This is a genomic window from Sphingobacterium puteale (genome assembly GCF_050986225.1).
Lineage (GTDB): Bacteria > Bacteroidota > Bacteroidia > Sphingobacteriales > Sphingobacteriaceae > Sphingobacterium > Sphingobacterium puteale.
Window position 1 is genome coordinate 3,582,381 of sequence record NZ_CP158959.1, and the last position, 18,393, is coordinate 3,600,773.

Consider the following 18,393-nt stretch of genomic DNA (forward strand, 5'->3'; position numbering starts at 1 on the left):
TTTGGTGCCCCGCTCCAAGCTAACTCAAGTTTTAAAGTGTTTATTATATAAATGTCACGAATGGCGATTATTCGTGGCATTTATCATAAATTATGGATCAATTGGATAAAAGCGATTATGTATTTGAATTGATATTCTTACAAACTATCTATGAGATACCAGCTCAAAATAATCCCGACAATAAAAATCAGTACTGCTGTAATGGTAATCCCGAAGGAGCCCTGAACAAAATTTTCATCTTCGATTTGCCTATTTGTTTTACGGTACTTAAAGAAGGCCAATATGACTGTCAATGCACCGATAATCACAATGGTTACCCCCACAACGCCCGAATATCCATGATGTGATTGGGGGACTGCTCGGGTGTTCAAAACCAACTCGATCTGACGAATAAAGAGCGAAAACTTAACAACCACAAATCCAAAGCCCATTATGCCGAGGCTTGTTCGGATCCACGCCAAAAATGTCCTTTCGTTAGCAAGGTGGTCACTCACTTTTTTTTGTACAATACTATTTGCCATAAAAATAAATTTTGTTCAATAACTAAGTTAGGGATTTTAAAAGCTTTGATCCAAATAGATTACGTAGGGAAGATGAAAGGTCCGGCAAGACCTTTCATCTAAAAAAAGGACAGTATACCTACTTATCCAAGGGAAGTTTGACTCCCTCCTTTATTTCGTCATTGGCATGCAACAAGATCTGATCGCTTTTATTTAGCTTACCAAAAACCTCAGTAGAATCATGCGTGGATACCCCTTCTTTGATATCCACAAAATGTGTCTTACCATCTATGAGCTGAATCACATACTGCCTTTCTGTCGAACGTACAATACTATTGGATGGCACCAATAAAGAATTGGCTCCGGCAGACAATGGAATATCGACCTCACAGTATAAACCGGGTTTGAGTTTATTATCCGAGTTGGCGACATCGACCTCTATCGCTTCAGACTGCATGGCGCCCAACGAATTAGCTGAACGGGCTATCATCCCTTCAAACACCTTATTCGGGGTGTTATTAAAACGATAAGCGACCTTTTTCGAAAGATCTACTTTATCGACATAGGTCTCGGGGATCTGCACTTCCAACCGTAATTTATTGAGATCCTGCAGGATCAACAGGGGTTGATCATTTCCTTTTCCTGGCCCGACCAGCGCTCCTTCAGAGACGTTACGCTGCACGATGACACCATTGAATGGCGCTTTGATATTCAGGTAAGATTGCAACATTTCAACTTCTTCCACATTCGCTTTTTCCGACATGGCGACCGCTTCGTCAGCTTTCATCTTTGATAGCGCATTGTCCAGATCAAGTGGTGATACTGCCCCTTCCTCCTGTGCGGCATTTTTGAGCCTTTTATATTTATCCTTACTCGCAGATGCGGTCTCCTGTGCTTGTACAAAACGTGAATGCGCGGCCTGTACTGCAGCGAGCATCTCTGGTGCTTCCAGCTGTATCAGCAGCTGGCCCTTTTTGACAATTGTCCCTCTGTCCACATGGATGTGCTTGACAAAGCTGTTCATTTTGGCATAGATATTTACCTCATTAAAGGGTTTGAGCTTACCGGGTAAACGCACACTGCTGGACATGACTTTCTCTTGTATGACTGTTGTCTGATAGGTACTGGCTTTAGCCGGATTTTTCGGCGTCAGGTCAATCGGCTTTTCGGTATGACCACAAGCGGAAAGTAAGCCTGCCAACAATAATAAATAGCCTATTTTTTTCATCCGTTTAATTTTCTTATTCATTACTCAATTTTATCTTTAGGGCATACATGCTGCCTTTGGCGGTTATATCTTTAAATACGATTCTCATCCTGTTCTGCATTCTTTCTTTATCATCGCAGTTCCTACTGTTGGGTTTCGATTCGGAAATCCCACTGTGTTTTTTTAGTTTACACTATACGCGTCTTTTTCCATCAGCGGCTTTCGATGATCGGGCTCGTCCTGTGGCAACAGTGATTCGGAATCGAACGTGGATTTTTCCTTCATCCACACAAACAGGAGCGGCAGAATAAAGAGGGCGGCAAACGTGGAGGCAAAGAGACCACCGATAACGGCCCGGCCCAATGGAGCGGCCTGTTCACCCGTCTCCCCCATTCCCATGGCCATGGGAATCATTCCAGCAATCATCGCCATACTGGTCATCAGGATGGGACGTAGTCGCGTTGTTGCGCTGGCCAGGGCAGCAGTCCTAGCATTGCGGAAGTCCAGCCGTAGCGTTTCAGCATTGGACACAATCAAAATGGCGTTGGCTACGGAGACCCCAGTAGACATAATCATACCCATATACGATTGCAGGTTGAGTGTAGATCCAGTGAGTAAAAGCATCGCCAGCGAGCCCAGGATCACTGCAGGAATAGTGACCAATGCAGTCAGCGAAAGCTTGACACTTTGATAATTCGCTGCCAGCAGCAGAAATATAACAACAACTGCGCAGGCCAGCCCCAATTGCAGACTTCCCATAGTATCGAGCAATAGCGTCGACATCCCTTTCATTTCCACCACAACACCGCGCGGTGGAGCTGGAAGTTCGCGAATAGCTTGTTGCACATCAGCTGTTGCTGTCCCCAGGTCCTTCTTATGGATATTTGCCATCACTGTCAAATACCGCCTTGGCCCCTGCCGGTCATATTCACCCGGTAGATATTGTGTATTGAAAGTAGCGATATCGCCCAGGGTTGGTGTGAGCTGCCCTTTTACCAGCGGAATTTCGCGCAGCTCGTCCATCGTATTCATGACATATTCAGGCACCTGCACCTGTACCTGATAGGTGTAGGTATTGTTTTCATCAAGCCATTGGATCTTCTGCGTAAACCGGCTTGAGGAAGTGCTGGCCGTTACCGAGCGAGCAATATCATCCATCTGCAGACCAAGCTGGGAGGCTTTGAGCCGGTCGATGGCAATGGAAATGGTCGGCAGTCGCAGCGGCTGTGCGATCTGCACATCACGCAGATAGTCGATGTGCCGCAATGAGGTGACAACCTGATCGGCATAGACCTTCAGTTCGTCCATTTTCTTACCGGCTATGCGCACCTCGATCGGCGTTGCAGCGCCTTGGCTCATAATCTTTTCGGTCATATCAATAGGCTCAAAATTTAGGCGCAATTTGGGCAGTTTATAATGGATATTACGCCGTAGGGCATCTTTGAGTTCGTCCATATTCACATGATAGTCCGCATTCAGGTTCACCTGGATTACAGCTTCATGCGTCCCGGTATTGAATACATAGAGGTTGCTGACCCCATAGCTGCTGGGCACCAGACCAACATAGGCCGAACTGATGGCGACCTGATGGTTGACCGTACTATCGATTACCTGCAGCACCTGTTTGACAGATTCCTCGGTGCGCTCCAGACGGGTGCCATCCGGTTCCTTGATACGCAGCTGAAACTGCCCATTGTTGACTTTGGGCATCATATCCTTGCCGATGTACACAAATGCCGCTGCCGCAAGCGCCAGCGTGAACACCAAATAACCGATGATGACTTTGCCTTTATGGCGCATCGAGCGATATAAGCTGAAGCGATAACGTTTTTTGATTTTATCGAAGAAGCCCGGCGAGTCGGACTTGAAATGACCGATATGATGCTCTTTGAGTAACCAGTTGGATAAGATAGGCACCAAGGTCTGGGCCATAAAGTACGAAGCAATCATCGTCAATCCAATGGATAAAGAAAGTGGCAGAAACATCGCCCGGGGAATTCCCGTCATCATAAAGGAAGGTGCAAATACGGCCAAAATACAGAACAGGATCAAAAGCAGCGGCACGGCAATCTCCTGACAGGCATTATAGATCGCCTTACGCTTGTGCGTACCCTGTTCCTGATGCTGGTGTATGCTTTCGATGGTCACCGTGGCCTGATCCACGAGGATACCGATGGCCAGGGCCAAACCACTCAAGGTCATGATATTGATGGTCTGGCCGAACAATGTTAGCAACAGGACGCCGATCAGGATGGATACCGGTATGGTGACGATCACGATCAGGCTGCTCCGCCAGTCGCGCAGAAACAAAAGTACCATGAGGCCGGTAAGCAAAGCACCGAGCCCCCCTTCATGCAAAAGACTCTGCACCGAATTCATAACCGCTACTGACTGGTCAAATTCATAAGACACCTTCACATCTTCAGGGAGCAGATTCTGGATTTCAGGCAGCTTGGCCTTTAGGCTGCTGACCACTGCCCAGGTGGACGCGTCCGATGTCTTAACCGCAGGAATATAAACAGAGCGCCGTCCATTGATCAGTGCATAACTTACCGTCACGTCCGAGGCGTCAGATACGCGTGCGACATCTTTGATATAAATCGGAATCCCATTTTTTGTCAGAATAGGGATATCAGCAAAATCTGCGACATTCTTGATCAGGGAGTTGATGGTGGTTACATACATCGTATTGTTGAGGTGCAGGTTACCGGATGGTGACATCACGTTAAATTTCGACAACGCCATCACCACTTCATCGGCGGTCAGGTTGTAGCTCCGCAATTTATTTGGATCCACATTGACCGTTATCGTCCTGGAATTGGCGCCAAAGGGTGGCGGTGCAGAGAGGCCCGGTACCGCAGAAAACATGGGCCGCACCAGCGTGCTTGCCATATCGTAGATCTCCTTGAGGCTTCTTGTCTTTGAAGAAAGCACCAGTTGTCCCACAGGTAAAGAGGAGGCATCAAAACGGACCACCTGCGGCGGCAGTGCTCCGGGTGGGAAAAACTTCATGGCCCGGTTTACCTGCAGTGCTACCTGCGCTGAAGCTTCGGCCATATCGGTATTTTCGTAAAAACTAAGTTTCAGGAGCGTAAGCCCCTGAATATTTTTGGCGGATATATTTTTGATTCCGTTGACATAGAGAAACTGATCCTGCATCCGGGAGGAGAAAAAACCTTCCATCTGCTGTGGGGACATCCCGCCGTAAGATTCAATGACGTAAATTGTCGGTGAATTGAGCTGTGGAAATATATCGATCGGTATGTTCAGTACAGCAAGTACCGAAGAGAGCAGCAGGCTCAGGGTGATGATCACTGTGGTAATCGGCCTTCGTAAAGCAGCTGTGACAAGTGACATAAGTGATTAGTTAAAAAGTTGAAGAAAGCCATCGACATTGTTCTGTGCCACCACCTGGTGGAACAATGCCAGATAATAATTATACTTGGCGGTGATATAATCGCGCTCTGCCTGATTGAGCATGTTCTGTGCAACATTGACCTCCACAATATCGATAAGCCCGTTTTTATACAAGGAAAACTTCTGGCGGTAGGCGGCATTTGCGGCCTTGGTCTGACGCGGAATTTCCTTTAGCCTTTTTTCAGCGGTCGCCACTTCCGTGGCCGACTGTGCAATATTCATGGCGATGTTGGCCTGTTGTTCCTGTAGTTTTTGACCGGCCTCGTCCACCATAAGGCGCTGTGTGTTTAGTTTCACCTTTTTACGGCGCAGATCAAACAGGTTGTAGTTGATTCCCAGGCCAACGAGGTAATTAGCACGCTGCAGCCCAAAGCCATCGGCGAGCGAACCATAACTATTATCGCTATGTACACTGGATGCCCTTCCCCAGACCGCTCCCGATAGAAAAAGCTTTGGACGGTAACTGTTGGCAACCAGCTTTTCTTCCATCTTCGTCTTGTCAAACAACGCATTATAATAGGCGACCATAGGATGCTGACGGCCGCCATCGAGTTCAATGGGCGCGTCCTTTACCTGCTCGAAAAGAATCTTTTCGGCAGTGGTATCTGCTACAATCTGCGCTGGCGAAATACCCGCCAGTGTGGCCAGCTGAATCTGAAGCTGCTGTTGCTGGTTATCCAGTTCGATGAGGCCAAGCTGGCTACGCGATATTTCAGCATCCGCCATGCTGGTATCCACTCCTGCCCGGATTCCACTTTTGACAAGCGCAAATATCGATTGACGTATTTCCTGATTACGGGCTATACTGCGCGACTGAATTCCGATGAGGTCATGCAATTTCAATAGCTGCAGATAACTATAGATCGTGAAGGATTGTAAGTCATATTTCGACTGTTCAAAACGACGGTTCTCTACAGCCACCTCCGCCTTCGCAAGCTGGTCCTGGGCATTGAATTGACCAAAATTATAGACCTCCCACTGGAAGGCCGCAATGCCAAGATTACTGCTCACAGCCTGATAATTATTATTGGGGCGTATACCACCGTTATTGGTCGGTACCAAGCCAAAACCGAAGTAAGGCCCCGGCACATTATTATTGGATCCGACGTCTGCCTGATACGATAGCTGTAGGCTCGGTAGACGATTGTTTTTAACTTCTGCTGCGCGTGCCTGCTGCACCAGTGTACGGACATAGTCGGTGCGTAAGGATGGCGCATGCTGCGTTACCGAAGAAAGCAGCTGGTTGAGTTTGATAGGCACATGACTCTCCTGTCCATAGCTAAAAAGGCTACAGCAGAGCAGTACATGCCCCATAAGGACAAGTTTCTGAAACATATAAAAAGCTTATTTTAAAATAAATGAATGTTTGCAGTCCCATTGGGACCCACTCAATACGATTAAAACGGCTTTTCTATCATAAAGTCAGCTGAAGATTACGCAGGTATAGCCGTTCGAGCGGCAATACTATTTTAGAAAAGAAGTTATCAATCGAAAACGTGCCCGAATTCGGAAAGAATGTGTTGAAAAAATGAGTAATGAAAAACTCCTTTATTTTGGCGACAAAGTGACGAAGCGGCGTGAGCGTCAGACAGACAGTATCTTTTACATCAACCCAATCCAGGTATTCCTGTTTTCGTTTACTAAAGGCTTTGATAACAGTGATAAACTCATTCTCGCTCTGATTCTTTGCCTGATGATAAAGAGAAAATCCGATCAAAGGCTTCACGATCAGCAGCATCGCACTGATCAGTAAGAGAAATTGAAATATGACTCGTCTTAACATAGGTTGTATGATATCTAATGCACAGCATTTTGATTTGCGTACACTACAAATATAAACAATGACGCAGTAGACTAATGTAACATTGACGTAACGAAAGCTTTTGTAAACATGATGTTGCAATGGCATTTCTGTTACAAAGATCAACTGCTATGAATTTACTCTAATAGAATGCAATTACACCAAATTAGGAATACAATACAGGCACAATACATGAGTCAAGTAATAGGCTACTTATAAAAAAAAGGGACCGACGTATGCCAACGCGGTCCCCAATACAACTATAAACTATTAAATCTATCTTCTCCGTGTGGATCAGTATCCAAAGATTTCATTTAAGCTAAGCTTAGTGATTTTACCAAGTGCTGTAATATTGTCTTGATTCAGGTCTTTCTCCTCTCCGACAATGCAATAGTTATACGGCTTACGGCTTATATTATCGCTGTGAAATTGTTTAAGATCACTGTATGACAATTGAGGAATTTTTTCAAAGATCATTTTTCTTGAATCTTCGGTAAGTCCACGGCGTTGTGCTGCCATATAGCTCGAAAGGATACCGGTCCCCGTGATACGTTCACTGGCCAATGATTTTAATAAATTTGTACGCACCGATTCCAGGCCTACAGCTGATTCAGGCAGTTCATTCAAAAGCTCATTCATACCACCTACAGCATCTTTAAACTTATCAGATTGCGTTCCTATATAAGCACCGACCATGCCATGATTTTCTTTCTTTTGTGGTTGTCCATAGTAAGCATAAGTCGTATAGGCCAATGCTTTAGATTCCCGAAGCGTCTGGAAAACAATACTGCCCATACCGCCTCCAAAGTATCCATTGAAAAAAGTAACCGTCGGAAGTTGGTTTTTATCAAATAACCCTGAATTTCTGATCCAGAATACTTCAACCTGCTTCATGCCATACTGAGCAAAAAAGACTTTGCTCTCGTCGGTCGGCTTTTCTGTAAATTTTACACCCTTTTCTATTGTTGCATAGGCCGTGTTATTGTTTTTTAGCGGTGTCAGATTTTTCACCAACTCATTTACAGTCTGCGGTCCATAATAGAGAATACGGTGTTTCGCATTCGCTAACTTATGCAATACCGCTACGAGGTCCGAAGCTTTCAATCCATCCAATTCTTGATCCGTATAGGTGTAATTAAACGGGTTTTTGGCCCCATAACGAGCATATGCTTTTAGCCCCTCCATAATAGAAGCTTTATTCTCCTTGGCATTGGCGCGGGATTTTTTAATACGGTCAATGAATGCTGTAAATGCCTGCTCATCCGCTATACAATTATGCATCAGATCTTGCAGCAGACCGACTGACTCCTTAAAATTACTGCCCAAACCGGAAATAGAAACACTGCTTTCTTCATTTCCGGAAGAAACTGAAAAGTCTGACGCCAGCTTATAGAATGCTTTGCTAAACTCTTCACTGCTCCTATTCTTTGTACCTAAAAATTCCAGGTATCCGACGGCCAAGCCCAGTAACTTATTGTCCCAGCTACCAAAATCATAATGATAAGTCAGGGAGAACAGTTCGTTATCTTTGTTTTGAACAGCTAATACATCCAAATCCTTCAACTTTGATTTGGAAATCTCCTGATCAAAATCTATCCATTTTGGGCTGATACTCTGCTCTGGCATTGCATTAATCTGTTTCAAAAATGCAGACTCTACATTCCGATTGACCGTAATAGGCGTAATGGCTGGCTTGACTACTTTATCTACATTAGCATCCTGACCTTTTTCCTTGAAGACCGTCACATAATTGACGTCAGAAATGTATTTATTGGCAAAGCGAACAATATCTTCTTTTGTAATCTTAGCTAAGCGGTCCGTATAAGCCAACTCTTTTGCCCAATCCAACTCCGCGTTAAAGCCCGACATAAGCTGTTCTGCGGTACTGGAGTAGTTTTCGAAGAGTTTGATCTGTGCTTTTCTTTCATTATTGATGATAGATGTCAACAGGTCTGCGGAGAAATCTCCTTTTTTCAATTTCTCCAGTTCAGCCAACAACAGTTTTTTGACGTCTTCCAGGCTCTGGCCAGTGCCCGGGTTACCCTGAAGAATAAGCATCGAATAATCTTTTAGAATATAAGGAAATGCACCTGCTCCCAATAATTTCTGAGACTTAACAAGGTCCAGGTCGATCAAGCCGGCAGATCCATTGGTCAGTACATTAGCCATTAGATTGAGGATCTGCGCATCTGGATGTGCGGCCCCCGGGAAACGAAAACCCATTAAGACATATTCCGAAGCAGGGCCCTTGACAGTCCTTGAAATCGGATTTGTAATGGGCTGCTCTTGCTCAAAGGTATATGCTGGTACGGGTTTGGATTTCATACCCGAAAAAGCCCTGTCTATGCGTTTAATCACATCGGTAGGATTAAAATCACCCGACATAATCACGCCCATATTATTCGGAACATAATAGGTGTTGTAATATTCACGGATTGCTTTGAGCGATGGATTTTTAAGATGCTCTACAGATCCCAAAACGGTTTGCTTACCGTAGTTATTATTGGGAAACATGGCCGCAAAAATAGCTTCGATCGATTTTCTATTATCGTTGTCTAAACTTATATTTTTTTCTTCGTAGACTGATTCAAGCTCTGTATGGAATAAACGGAGGATGGGATTGCGGAATCGCTCCGCTTGTACGGTCAGATATTTATCGATCACATTGCTAGGGATATCTTCGACGTAGACCGTTTGCTCAAATGAGGTGAACGCATTTGTACCCTTGGAGCCCATGCTGCTCATCAGTTTATCATATTCATTCGGAATAGCATATTTTGATGCTTCCCCCGATACACGGTCGATTTCTTTATAGATAGCAGTGCGTTCATTAGCATCTGTACTATGGTTGTATTTCTCGTAAAGATTGTCGACCTCGTCCAGCAGCGGTTTTTCCTTGGACCAGTCCAAACTACCAAACTTGTCTGTTCCTTTAAAGAGCATATGCTCCAGGTAATGTGCCAGTCCGGTATGATCTTTTGGATCTGTTTTGCTACCAGCTTTAGTTGCAATATAAGCCTGTATGCGAGGTTGCTTGTTATTTGGGCTTAAAATAACAGTCAATCCGTTTTTCAATTTGTAAAACCGCGTTTGGACCGGGTCGTTGGTCACGTATTTATAGGTATAGCCTCCCTCTGAGGTTTCTTTCCACTGATATTTTCCGACTTGCGCCTGAATACCGGTCGTTATAAACAATAGCGATAGAAAAGCTACTGTTTTCATTTTTCTATTCATAAATAAACAATTTAGAGAACATAATCCTGATAATAGTTGGCAATAATATTTTCAACAATATTAAACTTTAACCAAGCAATTATCAACATAGTTGGCAAAAAACGATAAAATTTATAGAAATATTGATACTAAACAATACAATATTCAGAAAATTCATCATCATGTTATAGAAAAAAAGATTTTTTTCGGCTAACGGATAGAAAGTAAAAGATCAGCCATGTCCAAATAGAATAACTCCCGACCTAGTGTCTATGAAACAGAAAAAGGGTCTATCCACTTGGATAAACCCTCTTTCTGTTGTTGTTATTGATAACCCTGGTTTTGTGTAAACTCGTCTTTATTGGTGATGGCATCCAGCTGCGCTTGCGGTATCGGCCTTACCTGATGGTAATCCTGTATATAGTTTGCGATATCGGGGTTGTGTGCTTTCACGCGTTCAAGCAATTTTCCGGTACGTTTGAGGTCAAACCAGCGGATCTGTTCGCCGGCAAACTCCCTTGCCCTTTCATCCAGGACAAAGTCCAGCGTCATCTGCGCCGGTGTGACTTTCATATCCTCTTCCTTACCAGATTGTGCTGCACGGGCACGGATAATGTTGACCCAGTGTGCGGCCGAATCCCTATTGCCCAGATGCAACTGCGCTTCGGCCGCATTGAGATAGAGCTCCGCAAAGCGGATAACAAACACATCCCGCGCACTCTGTGCTTCATTGGACGAGGGGCGCGTCGGATCCAAAAATTTGCTCAGTGTCGGATACCGCAGTTGGTCTTTTACCTTGCCGTCGCTGGCATAAATATAGTTTCGGTCGTATACCTTATAGGCTTTGCCCACATTGTTTACTATGCGGCGCGTAGCATACACGGCGGTATCGCCCAGTTTGACGGTTGCCGTCGGGTTATTCGAATAGAATACCTCTTTAAACGATGCTGCGTATCGGCTATCCCCTTCGGGATACAGATCCAGTAGAAAACGTGTTGGCATATACCGGTTGAATGGCCGGCCATTTCCCAGGTCACGCTGCATGCCCGTCTCCGTATCGTATTTCATGAGAAATAGCAGGTGCCCGTTGTTGCTGCCCCGGTTATGGCCGAGGGGATTCAATATTTCATCGCTTTTGTCATTTAACGCCAGGTCGGTCGAATAGTTGACCGCGTATACGACTTCTCTGTTTTTCAAGTTGCTCATATTCCAGAGGTCTGCATAGTTTTTGAGCAGTTCAAAGCCAAAGTTCCCATTGATCACCGAGAGCGCATAATCATTGGCCTCCTTATATTTTCCGTGAGACAGGTATACGCGGGACAAAAATGCCCGTGCAGCAGGATTGGTTACGCGGCCATAGTCTTGGGTGGTTTTGGGCAGGTCTTTGATTGCGGCCAGCAGATCAGCCTCAATGAGCGCATAAAACTCTTCCGGAGCTGTTTTATTGGCCGTCGTGATAATGCCATTTGTTTCTGTCGTGCTCAGGTGCACGCCGCCCCAGGTCTGCAGGATATGCCAATTGTAAAATGCCCGTAGAAAACGCAGTTCTGCCAGTCGGATAGTCTTGGTGTCCGGCGCTAGACCGGCAGCGTCAATACGGCCAATACCAGCATTGCAGACATTGACTGCCGAATACAATGCTTTCCATTCGGCCTCCAGGGCTGCATTATTACCCTGAAGATTAATATATTTCATCAGATCGGGAAAGGTGTCGCCTGCCCCGCTCATCCACAGGTCCGTACCCATCTCCGATAAGCTGTATCCCTCTTCCTTGCCATACCACCAGCGTTGATAGGCATAGGCAGCATTTACCAGCGACTCAAAGCCCTCTGGCGTCGCGAAAACAGATTCTGAGGTCAGCCCACTCGGATTGTATTCATCCAGGATTTTTGAACAGCCTGATGATGCCAGCGCCACCACTGAAGCCATGACAATATTTTTGATAGTTCTTTTCATTTTTTGTAGCAATTAAAATCCAACATTCACACCGAAAACAAACAATTTTGTCATCGGGAAATTTTCAGATCCACCCCTTTCAGGGTCATATGAGTTCAGCAGATCCGATTTTGTCCAGGTAAATGGATTCTTGGCCGTACCATATACCCTCAATTTTTTGATAAAGCCATCTTTTAATATGGACTGCGGAAAATTATAGCCCAGCGATATATTCCTGATCCGGAGGTATGAACCGTCTACATACCCTAGCGAACTGGAGTATAGCGTACTGGCGAGTGAGAGGCCTGAGTTTGGCCTAGGATTGGCATTAGTCGGATTTTCCGGAGTCCAATAGTCGATGATAGCTGTACTTTGCCCTAATCCCTGCGGATCATAGCGCCGCAAAAAATTAGGCTGTAGTGTTTGGCCCCATCGTGCAAACAGCAATATATTAAGATCAAAGCCCTTATAGCTAAAGTTATTGTCCCAGGAGCCGAACCATTTTGGTCTTGGCGTACCTATGATAACGCGGTCGTTGCTCGCATCTATCTTTCCGTCACCATTAACGTCCCTTACACGGATATCGCCTGGTTTCTGATTAAACTTAGCAGCCTCGGCCTCCTGGCCCAGCTGCCAGATACCCAGTTTATCGTAATCATAGAATACCGTCGTTGGCTGACCGATAAACCAGCCATTTCCGATATCATTGGCATTGGTAACCAGTTCGACGATCTCCTCCTTGTTACGTGTATAGGAGATGGAGGTATTCCATTTAAAAGATGCGTCCTGCACGATATCGGCATTCAGCGCAATCTCGAAGCCCCGGTTTCGGGTTTTGCCGATATTCTGAATCACGTTGCTCACGCCTGTTGAAGGCGGAAGTCCTCGTTCGAGCAATAATTTTGAAGTTTTGGAGTCATAATAATCGATGGTACCGGAGATACGTCCTTTCATGATGCCGAAATCCAGTCCCGCGTTTGTCGTCGCGGTGATCTCCCAGCCCAGATTGGCGTTTCCGATCTGGGGCGCAAAGGTGTATCCCGTCGCAGCGCCATCGTCGTAGGCAAAAGCGACCCGGCTTAAGTTGCTCTGTGTCGAATAAGGCGAAACAGCATAGTTACCTGCTCTACCCCAGCTCAATCTGGCTTTTAGTTCGCTAAACCAGGTCTGGTTCTTCATAAACGATTCATCCACGATGCGCCATCCAGCAGCAATAGATGGGAAGAAGGCCCATTTACTCCCCTTGGCCAATATGGACGATCCGTCAGAGCGCCCCGTGGCTGTGAGCAGGTATTTCCCTTTATAGCTATAGTTGACCCGTCCAGCAAAAGAAAGTAAGTTATTCATGCTATATCCCGTGGTAGTGGCCAGGTTTTTCGACGCATTACCCAACGCATAGAAAAGCTGACTATCCAGGATAAGGCCTTCACCTGATGCGTTGATATGGTCAGATCTATTCCAGAGGATGCTATTGACCGCTGTGACCGTCAAATTATGATCGCCAAACGAGTTTTGATACGACAATACATTTTCCCAATTGACTAAATGGCTATTTTCGGTTCCATAAGTGGCCTTGGACGCCGATCCATTACGGTCAATGGTGTACATTCCGGCAAAAGAACCTTCGCGGTTATTATTCAGTGTTACCCCAATAGTTGATTTACCCGAAAATCCTTTCCAGGGCTTTAGTTCGAGATAACCATTGATGAGGGTACGCGTGACGATATTTTGCGCATCATACGCATTCGGCTCGAGGTCGGCGAGCGGATTTATGGCCGAGCCATTTAATGGATAGAGGATCAAGCTGCCGTCATCGTTATAGATTTTTCCCAACGGGCTGATCTTATTGGCCTGATTTAAAGGGTCGCGGGCCGCCTGAATTTTGTAATGTGTCACCTGCGACTGCATCCCCGCCCTAAAGTAGGTACCTAGTTCTTGATCAATATTCAGCCGGCCACCAAATCGGTTTGAACGATCCTGTTCGAAGATTCCCCTTTCATTTAAAAAGTCGCCAGAAAAGTAGACCTTCGTTTTCTCAGTCCCGGCATTGATGCCGACCTGATAATTTTGTTGAAATCCATCCTTGACCAAAAGATCGAAGTAGTCGGTGTATTCGTTATTTTTTATCGCATCGAGCTCGGCAGTATTAAAGATGGCAGCATCATCCGATTCGCTGTTCCATTTACCTGTGGTGCGGTATGCTTCGCGGCGTAACTTCACCCATTGGTCCAAATTCATGACCTTCGGATAGCGCGCTACCTTGGATATACCGGCATATGCGTTGAAAGAAATTTGTGCTGCTCCGGTCTTACCTTTTTTTGTCGTGATGATGATCACACCATTGGCACCTCTCGAACCATATATGGCGGTCGAGGAAGCGTCTTTCAGTACCTCCATAGATTCTACATCATTTGGGTTTATATCCTGAATATTGCTGTACTGGATCCCATCCACAATATACAAAGGGCCATTTTGAGCCGTTATGGAGCGATTGCCCCGAATCGTGATATTGACCCCTGAGGATGCCGATCCGCTGCTGCGGGTCACATCCATCCCCGAGACTTTGCCCTGGACTGCCTCCAGCATATTTGCCGATGGTACTTTGGCAATTTCGTCACCCTTGACCGAAACAACAGAGCCCGTGAGGTCACGTTTCTTAACCGTACCGTAGCCTACGACGACGACTTCATCGAGTTGTGAATCATTGGACTGGAGGACGATCGAGAGTGCTTGTCCAGGCACGATCGTCACATTCTGGGCATCTGCCCCCAGATAGGTGACAGACAGTTGTTTGACCTCTTTGGGTAGTTTGAGTGAAAAACTTCCATTGACATCTGATGATGTCGATATGGAGTTGTTGCCCACCGAGCGAATTGTCGCTCCAGACAGCGGCTTCCCCTGGGAATCTTTCACTGTCCCTTTGACACTTTGTTCCTGTCCCCATGCGTTGGGCGCGCACAAAACAAGCATCACGCTTAGGGCAGTAGGCAGTAGGATCCTACTCTCCCATTCAATTTTTGGTCTCATAAGGTTTTAAAGTTTATAATTTTATTATTTCCCTTCGCGGTCGTGCAACCGATTGCATTTTGAAATTAAGTATTTATCCTACAAACTGCTAAACTTATTTACGCAATCGTTACCGGCGAGACGAACCCTTTTTCCCAATGGATCTGGCTTTAGATATCTTCCTCTCACGCTAGAATTTATTGATGAAACATATACTCTTGCTAAGGTCTGATACGATAGAAAGCAAACAGGACAATAGGGTAAATTTAACTCCATTTATTAAAAGTTGATCTTGAATATTTGAATAAAAGAAAGGAAATGGGCCAATCTTCAAGCATCACAACAAAATCATGCGCACGAAAGCGTGCGCATGATTTGCTCTACTCATTTATTTCGTTTACCTAATTTCGCCAGTAGCCTGCTTGTCGCTAAACTGACCAGCGTACCCAGAGCAGCTGTCAGGACTGTTTGCAGTACATCGCCTAGTGAGATACTGGCCCAGATGGAACAGATGGTGCCACCTATTGCCGAGATGCGGATATCATTCAGCTTCATTGTCACCGCTCCTTTCCAACTTGCCCATTTTTTGGGAACTGTCCGATACTTCCGGTGGCGGCTCCTCCTCATCCAATACCGTCTCCAGAATCCCCAATCCAATAGCCACATATTTCAACACATTACCCACCTTGCCCGGTAGTTTGACAGGCGCAGCCATTACGAGCTGTAGCACCTGACCTATTCTGTTCAAGATCTTTTTCATGATTATTTTTTTAAGAATGATCAATTATCCGGCAGCAAGCTCCGCTCAGCCCACCTGTACTTCGACAGGCCCCTGCGCCATCTGTTCGGTTACCAGCGAATACAATTTTTTGTAAGCAACCCCCGAAGCCAACAGACTATAATCGCCATCCTCCAATACGTACTGGGAACCTACAAGTACACAGCCAGCGGTCTGCTTATAACTATTGCCTTTATGGAAGTAGACGTACCTAAAATTCGGTATATCAAGTATTTCAAGCATACCACGATGTAGCTTTGGGTAATCGTCGTAGTAACGGCCGTTCATCCCGCCCTCACGATTAAAGCCTAAGGAATAACGTCCTGCCGGGATAGCCGTCTCGCCTCTTATTTTTACCGGCCGTGGAATATTTTCGAGGCCATAACAGACAAATTGGTTGTTGACATATATCTCTGATAATGTGCTGTGTTTACCCTGTTTGATACGCATTACTTTTATTACTGATTTCATGCTATTGGTTTTATTATAAAAGACCGAGGTATTGACTCCTGGAATACAGCTTTTCTTCACGGTCATGTAGGAACAGGTAGAGGTGCACTGGCTTTCCATGCAGGATGGATGGCAGATCGATTGCCATTTGGGTATCCTGTCGGAGAACCGGCTGCTCATTGATGGCTGCTTGCGCGCTGGTGATATCATATGCACAGAGGATGACCTGATCGTCCCATTGGTTATAGTCCTTGATATTTGATTCGGAGGCGTCCCATGTCAATAGGACTTTATTGACTATCCGTGCACAGTTATTCACCGCCAATGGAGACAACATACCATTGCTGATCTTGGCAAGCGAGGGCTCTATCCTAAAGTCCGGGAATTCGCCTTTGATCACATTGGTCAGGGTATGTGACATTGCCCGACCAAAAGCTTCCTGCACCGAACACTTACTGTTGCCGTAACCTTTCAGGATCAGTGGGTAAAGCGGATTTAAAAATCTGCGTGCCAGCCGAAAACGCTCCTGTACCGCCTGCCGACGTGTCGGATCTTTATCCTGCTTTTTAAACTCAGAAATCACTCGCATATCTTTTATCGTTTTGTATTCAAAAATCAGGAGGAGTGCATAACTCCTCCTGTCCAATTAATCCCCTAGCGGTTAGGCCAGGTCCAGTTCGCCCAGATAGCTACTTTTGGATATTTTAGTCGCTTTGCGGTCCGTAAAGAAGATCCAGATATGGCCTTTGCCACCCAGCAGATGGGACGGAATTTCGATGTCAATGGTACCGTCGGCACGTGTCGGCGGTGTTGGCGCCGTCATAAACTCGTCCTTTTCAGGCTGGTAGATCAGGATGATGACCTGATCATCGGCCTTGGTCTTGTAAAGGCTGTTGAGCGTGGTATCCCAGTCAACGGAAAGTATTCCTCCCGCTACAGTTGCGGCCATGGCTCCACCGTTCAGGTACGAGCCTGTACTGATTTCGATTTTACTGTAATCCAATGCGAAATTTGGATAGACACCCGTTATTGCCTGTCCGATATTGAGCTGCATCGCTACATTGGTGGGTGCCATGGTTTCCGTTTTGGAGAGCCCAAATCCGACCTTTAAGATTGGGGTGATCGGCATCAGGAATTTGGAAATTGTCAGGAAACGCTCCTGTTGGATCAGCTGCTCTTCGGACATCCCTTTCGTACGCTTTTTAGGCAGACCTTTGAGGTAATTGATAGATTTCCAGGACGAGGCTATCACCGCGCCCACTTTACCACTTGCTTTGCCGATTACACCATTTTTGATTGTTGCCATTTTGTTTTTTTTAAGTAAGTTAAAAAATCATAAAACATTCACTCATACCGGTATGTATTGCTTTACTTCGACAAACATACTATCTCCATCCCCCACTTGTCAAGGGCCGAAAGTAGGTCGACGGAGACTTGTCGGAGGCATCCCCATTTTTGTCGGAGGGCTGTCGGAGAACGAGTAAAAAAAAATGGCCGATAAGTGCAAGCTCGGCCCTTGTTTCGGATCAGGTTGCTACCTGCTTCGGATGAGCAATAGATCATAGACAGACGCTGACCAAACCTTTACCAGTGTCTGACCAGAGAATGCTTGGTCAAGGCTTGGCCAGCATGGTCCTAATCATCGGTCCGCCCCGCAGGCTTTCCGAAGCAGGTCCGCATACCATCCGAAGCTAAGGCATCTGCCTAGGCCACCGTTTATATTCGTTGATATAGAGTTGTACCACGTCTTTTTTTAGGAATAGATCCGCATTGCCCTCCTTGCGGGCAGCTTTGAGTAGACCTTTCGCGATACGCCGTTCGACGGTACGCACACTTTTGCAGAGATAAGATGCGACTTCGGTGATTGTCATCGTACCCATGATCTTGTTGAGTTCGGAATAATGCTGATCCTGCAGGAGCTCTAGAATACGGTCAAGCTTTTGATGATATAGATCAGTGACAACCGGCGTCATTGAAAATTTTTTAAACGAATAAACAAATCGAGTATTAGGAGAGTTAACTGTCGTGGAGGCAAAGCGGTAGCTGGATCCTTGGCATGAAGGACGTCCATTAGAAAAAAACATAC

The 18,393-nt window shown here is 45.7% G+C and carries 14 protein-coding genes; all 14 read right to left on the reverse strand.

What is annotated here, in order from left to right; translation table 11 throughout:
- Positions 1-137 precede the first annotated feature (137 nt).
- Positions 138-521 (reverse strand): YidH family protein, encoded by a 384-nt coding sequence (locus ABTV71_RS15310; RefSeq protein ID WP_433900132.1) that lies wholly within the window; start codon positions 519-521, stop codon positions 138-140.
- Positions 522-639: 118 nt separating this feature from the next.
- Positions 640-1,749, reverse strand: a complete 1,110-nt coding sequence (locus ABTV71_RS15315; RefSeq protein WP_433900133.1) for an efflux RND transporter periplasmic adaptor subunit — start codon at positions 1,747-1,749, stop codon at positions 640-642.
- A gap of 141 nt (positions 1,750-1,890) precedes the next feature.
- Entirely contained in the window at positions 1,891-5,064 is a 3,174-nt protein-coding gene (locus ABTV71_RS15320) for an efflux RND transporter permease subunit (RefSeq protein ID WP_433900134.1), read from the reverse strand.
- Between the two features lie 6 nt (positions 5,065-5,070).
- The gene (locus tag ABTV71_RS15325) at positions 5,071-6,459 is read right to left on the reverse strand and encodes a TolC family protein (RefSeq protein WP_433900135.1); all 1,389 of its coding nucleotides are present in this window, start codon (positions 6,457-6,459) and stop codon (positions 5,071-5,073) included.
- Between the two features lie 79 nt (positions 6,460-6,538).
- On the reverse strand, positions 6,539-6,907 hold the full coding sequence (locus tag ABTV71_RS15330) for a hypothetical protein (protein ID WP_433900136.1): 369 nt from the start codon (positions 6,905-6,907) through the stop codon (positions 6,539-6,541).
- Positions 6,908-7,219: 312 nt separating this feature from the next.
- Entirely contained in the window at positions 7,220-10,159 is a 2,940-nt protein-coding gene (locus ABTV71_RS15335; RefSeq protein WP_433900137.1) for a M16 family metallopeptidase, read from the reverse strand.
- Between the two features lie 303 nt (positions 10,160-10,462).
- Positions 10,463-12,094, reverse strand: a complete 1,632-nt coding sequence (locus ABTV71_RS15340; RefSeq protein WP_433900138.1) for a RagB/SusD family nutrient uptake outer membrane protein — start codon at positions 12,092-12,094, stop codon at positions 10,463-10,465.
- A 12-nt stretch (positions 12,095-12,106) separates the two neighbouring features.
- Positions 12,107-15,100 carry a SusC/RagA family TonB-linked outer membrane protein gene (locus tag ABTV71_RS15345; protein WP_433900139.1) on the reverse strand — a complete coding sequence of 998 codons (2,994 nt, stop codon included), beginning with the start codon at positions 15,098-15,100 and terminating at the stop codon, positions 12,107-12,109.
- A gap of 363 nt (positions 15,101-15,463) precedes the next feature.
- Positions 15,464-15,634, reverse strand: coding sequence for a hypothetical protein (locus tag ABTV71_RS15350; RefSeq protein WP_433900140.1), 171 nt, complete (start codon positions 15,632-15,634; stop codon positions 15,464-15,466).
- Complete coding sequence (locus ABTV71_RS15355; protein ID WP_433900141.1) at positions 15,621-15,839, reverse strand: hypothetical protein; 219 nt, start codon at positions 15,837-15,839, stop codon at positions 15,621-15,623. The genes ABTV71_RS15350 and ABTV71_RS15355 overlap by 14 nt, the downstream gene beginning before the upstream one ends.
- A gap of 45 nt (positions 15,840-15,884) precedes the next feature.
- Positions 15,885-16,328, reverse strand: a complete 444-nt coding sequence (locus ABTV71_RS15360) for a DUF5675 family protein (protein WP_433900142.1) — start codon at positions 16,326-16,328, stop codon at positions 15,885-15,887.
- Positions 16,329-16,341: 13 nt separating this feature from the next.
- Complete coding sequence (locus tag ABTV71_RS15365; protein WP_433900143.1) at positions 16,342-16,953, reverse strand: DUF6266 family protein; 612 nt, start codon at positions 16,951-16,953, stop codon at positions 16,342-16,344.
- A 15-nt stretch (positions 16,954-16,968) separates the two neighbouring features.
- The gene (locus ABTV71_RS15370) at positions 16,969-17,613 is read right to left on the reverse strand and encodes a DUF6266 family protein (RefSeq protein WP_433900144.1); all 645 of its coding nucleotides are present in this window, start codon (positions 17,611-17,613) and stop codon (positions 16,969-16,971) included.
- 385 nt (positions 17,614-17,998) lie between these two features.
- Positions 17,999-18,280: a hypothetical protein gene (locus ABTV71_RS15375; RefSeq protein ID WP_433900145.1), complete on the reverse strand. Its 282-nt coding sequence runs from the start codon at positions 18,278-18,280 to the stop codon at positions 17,999-18,001.
- Positions 18,281-18,393: the final 113 nt, after the last annotated feature.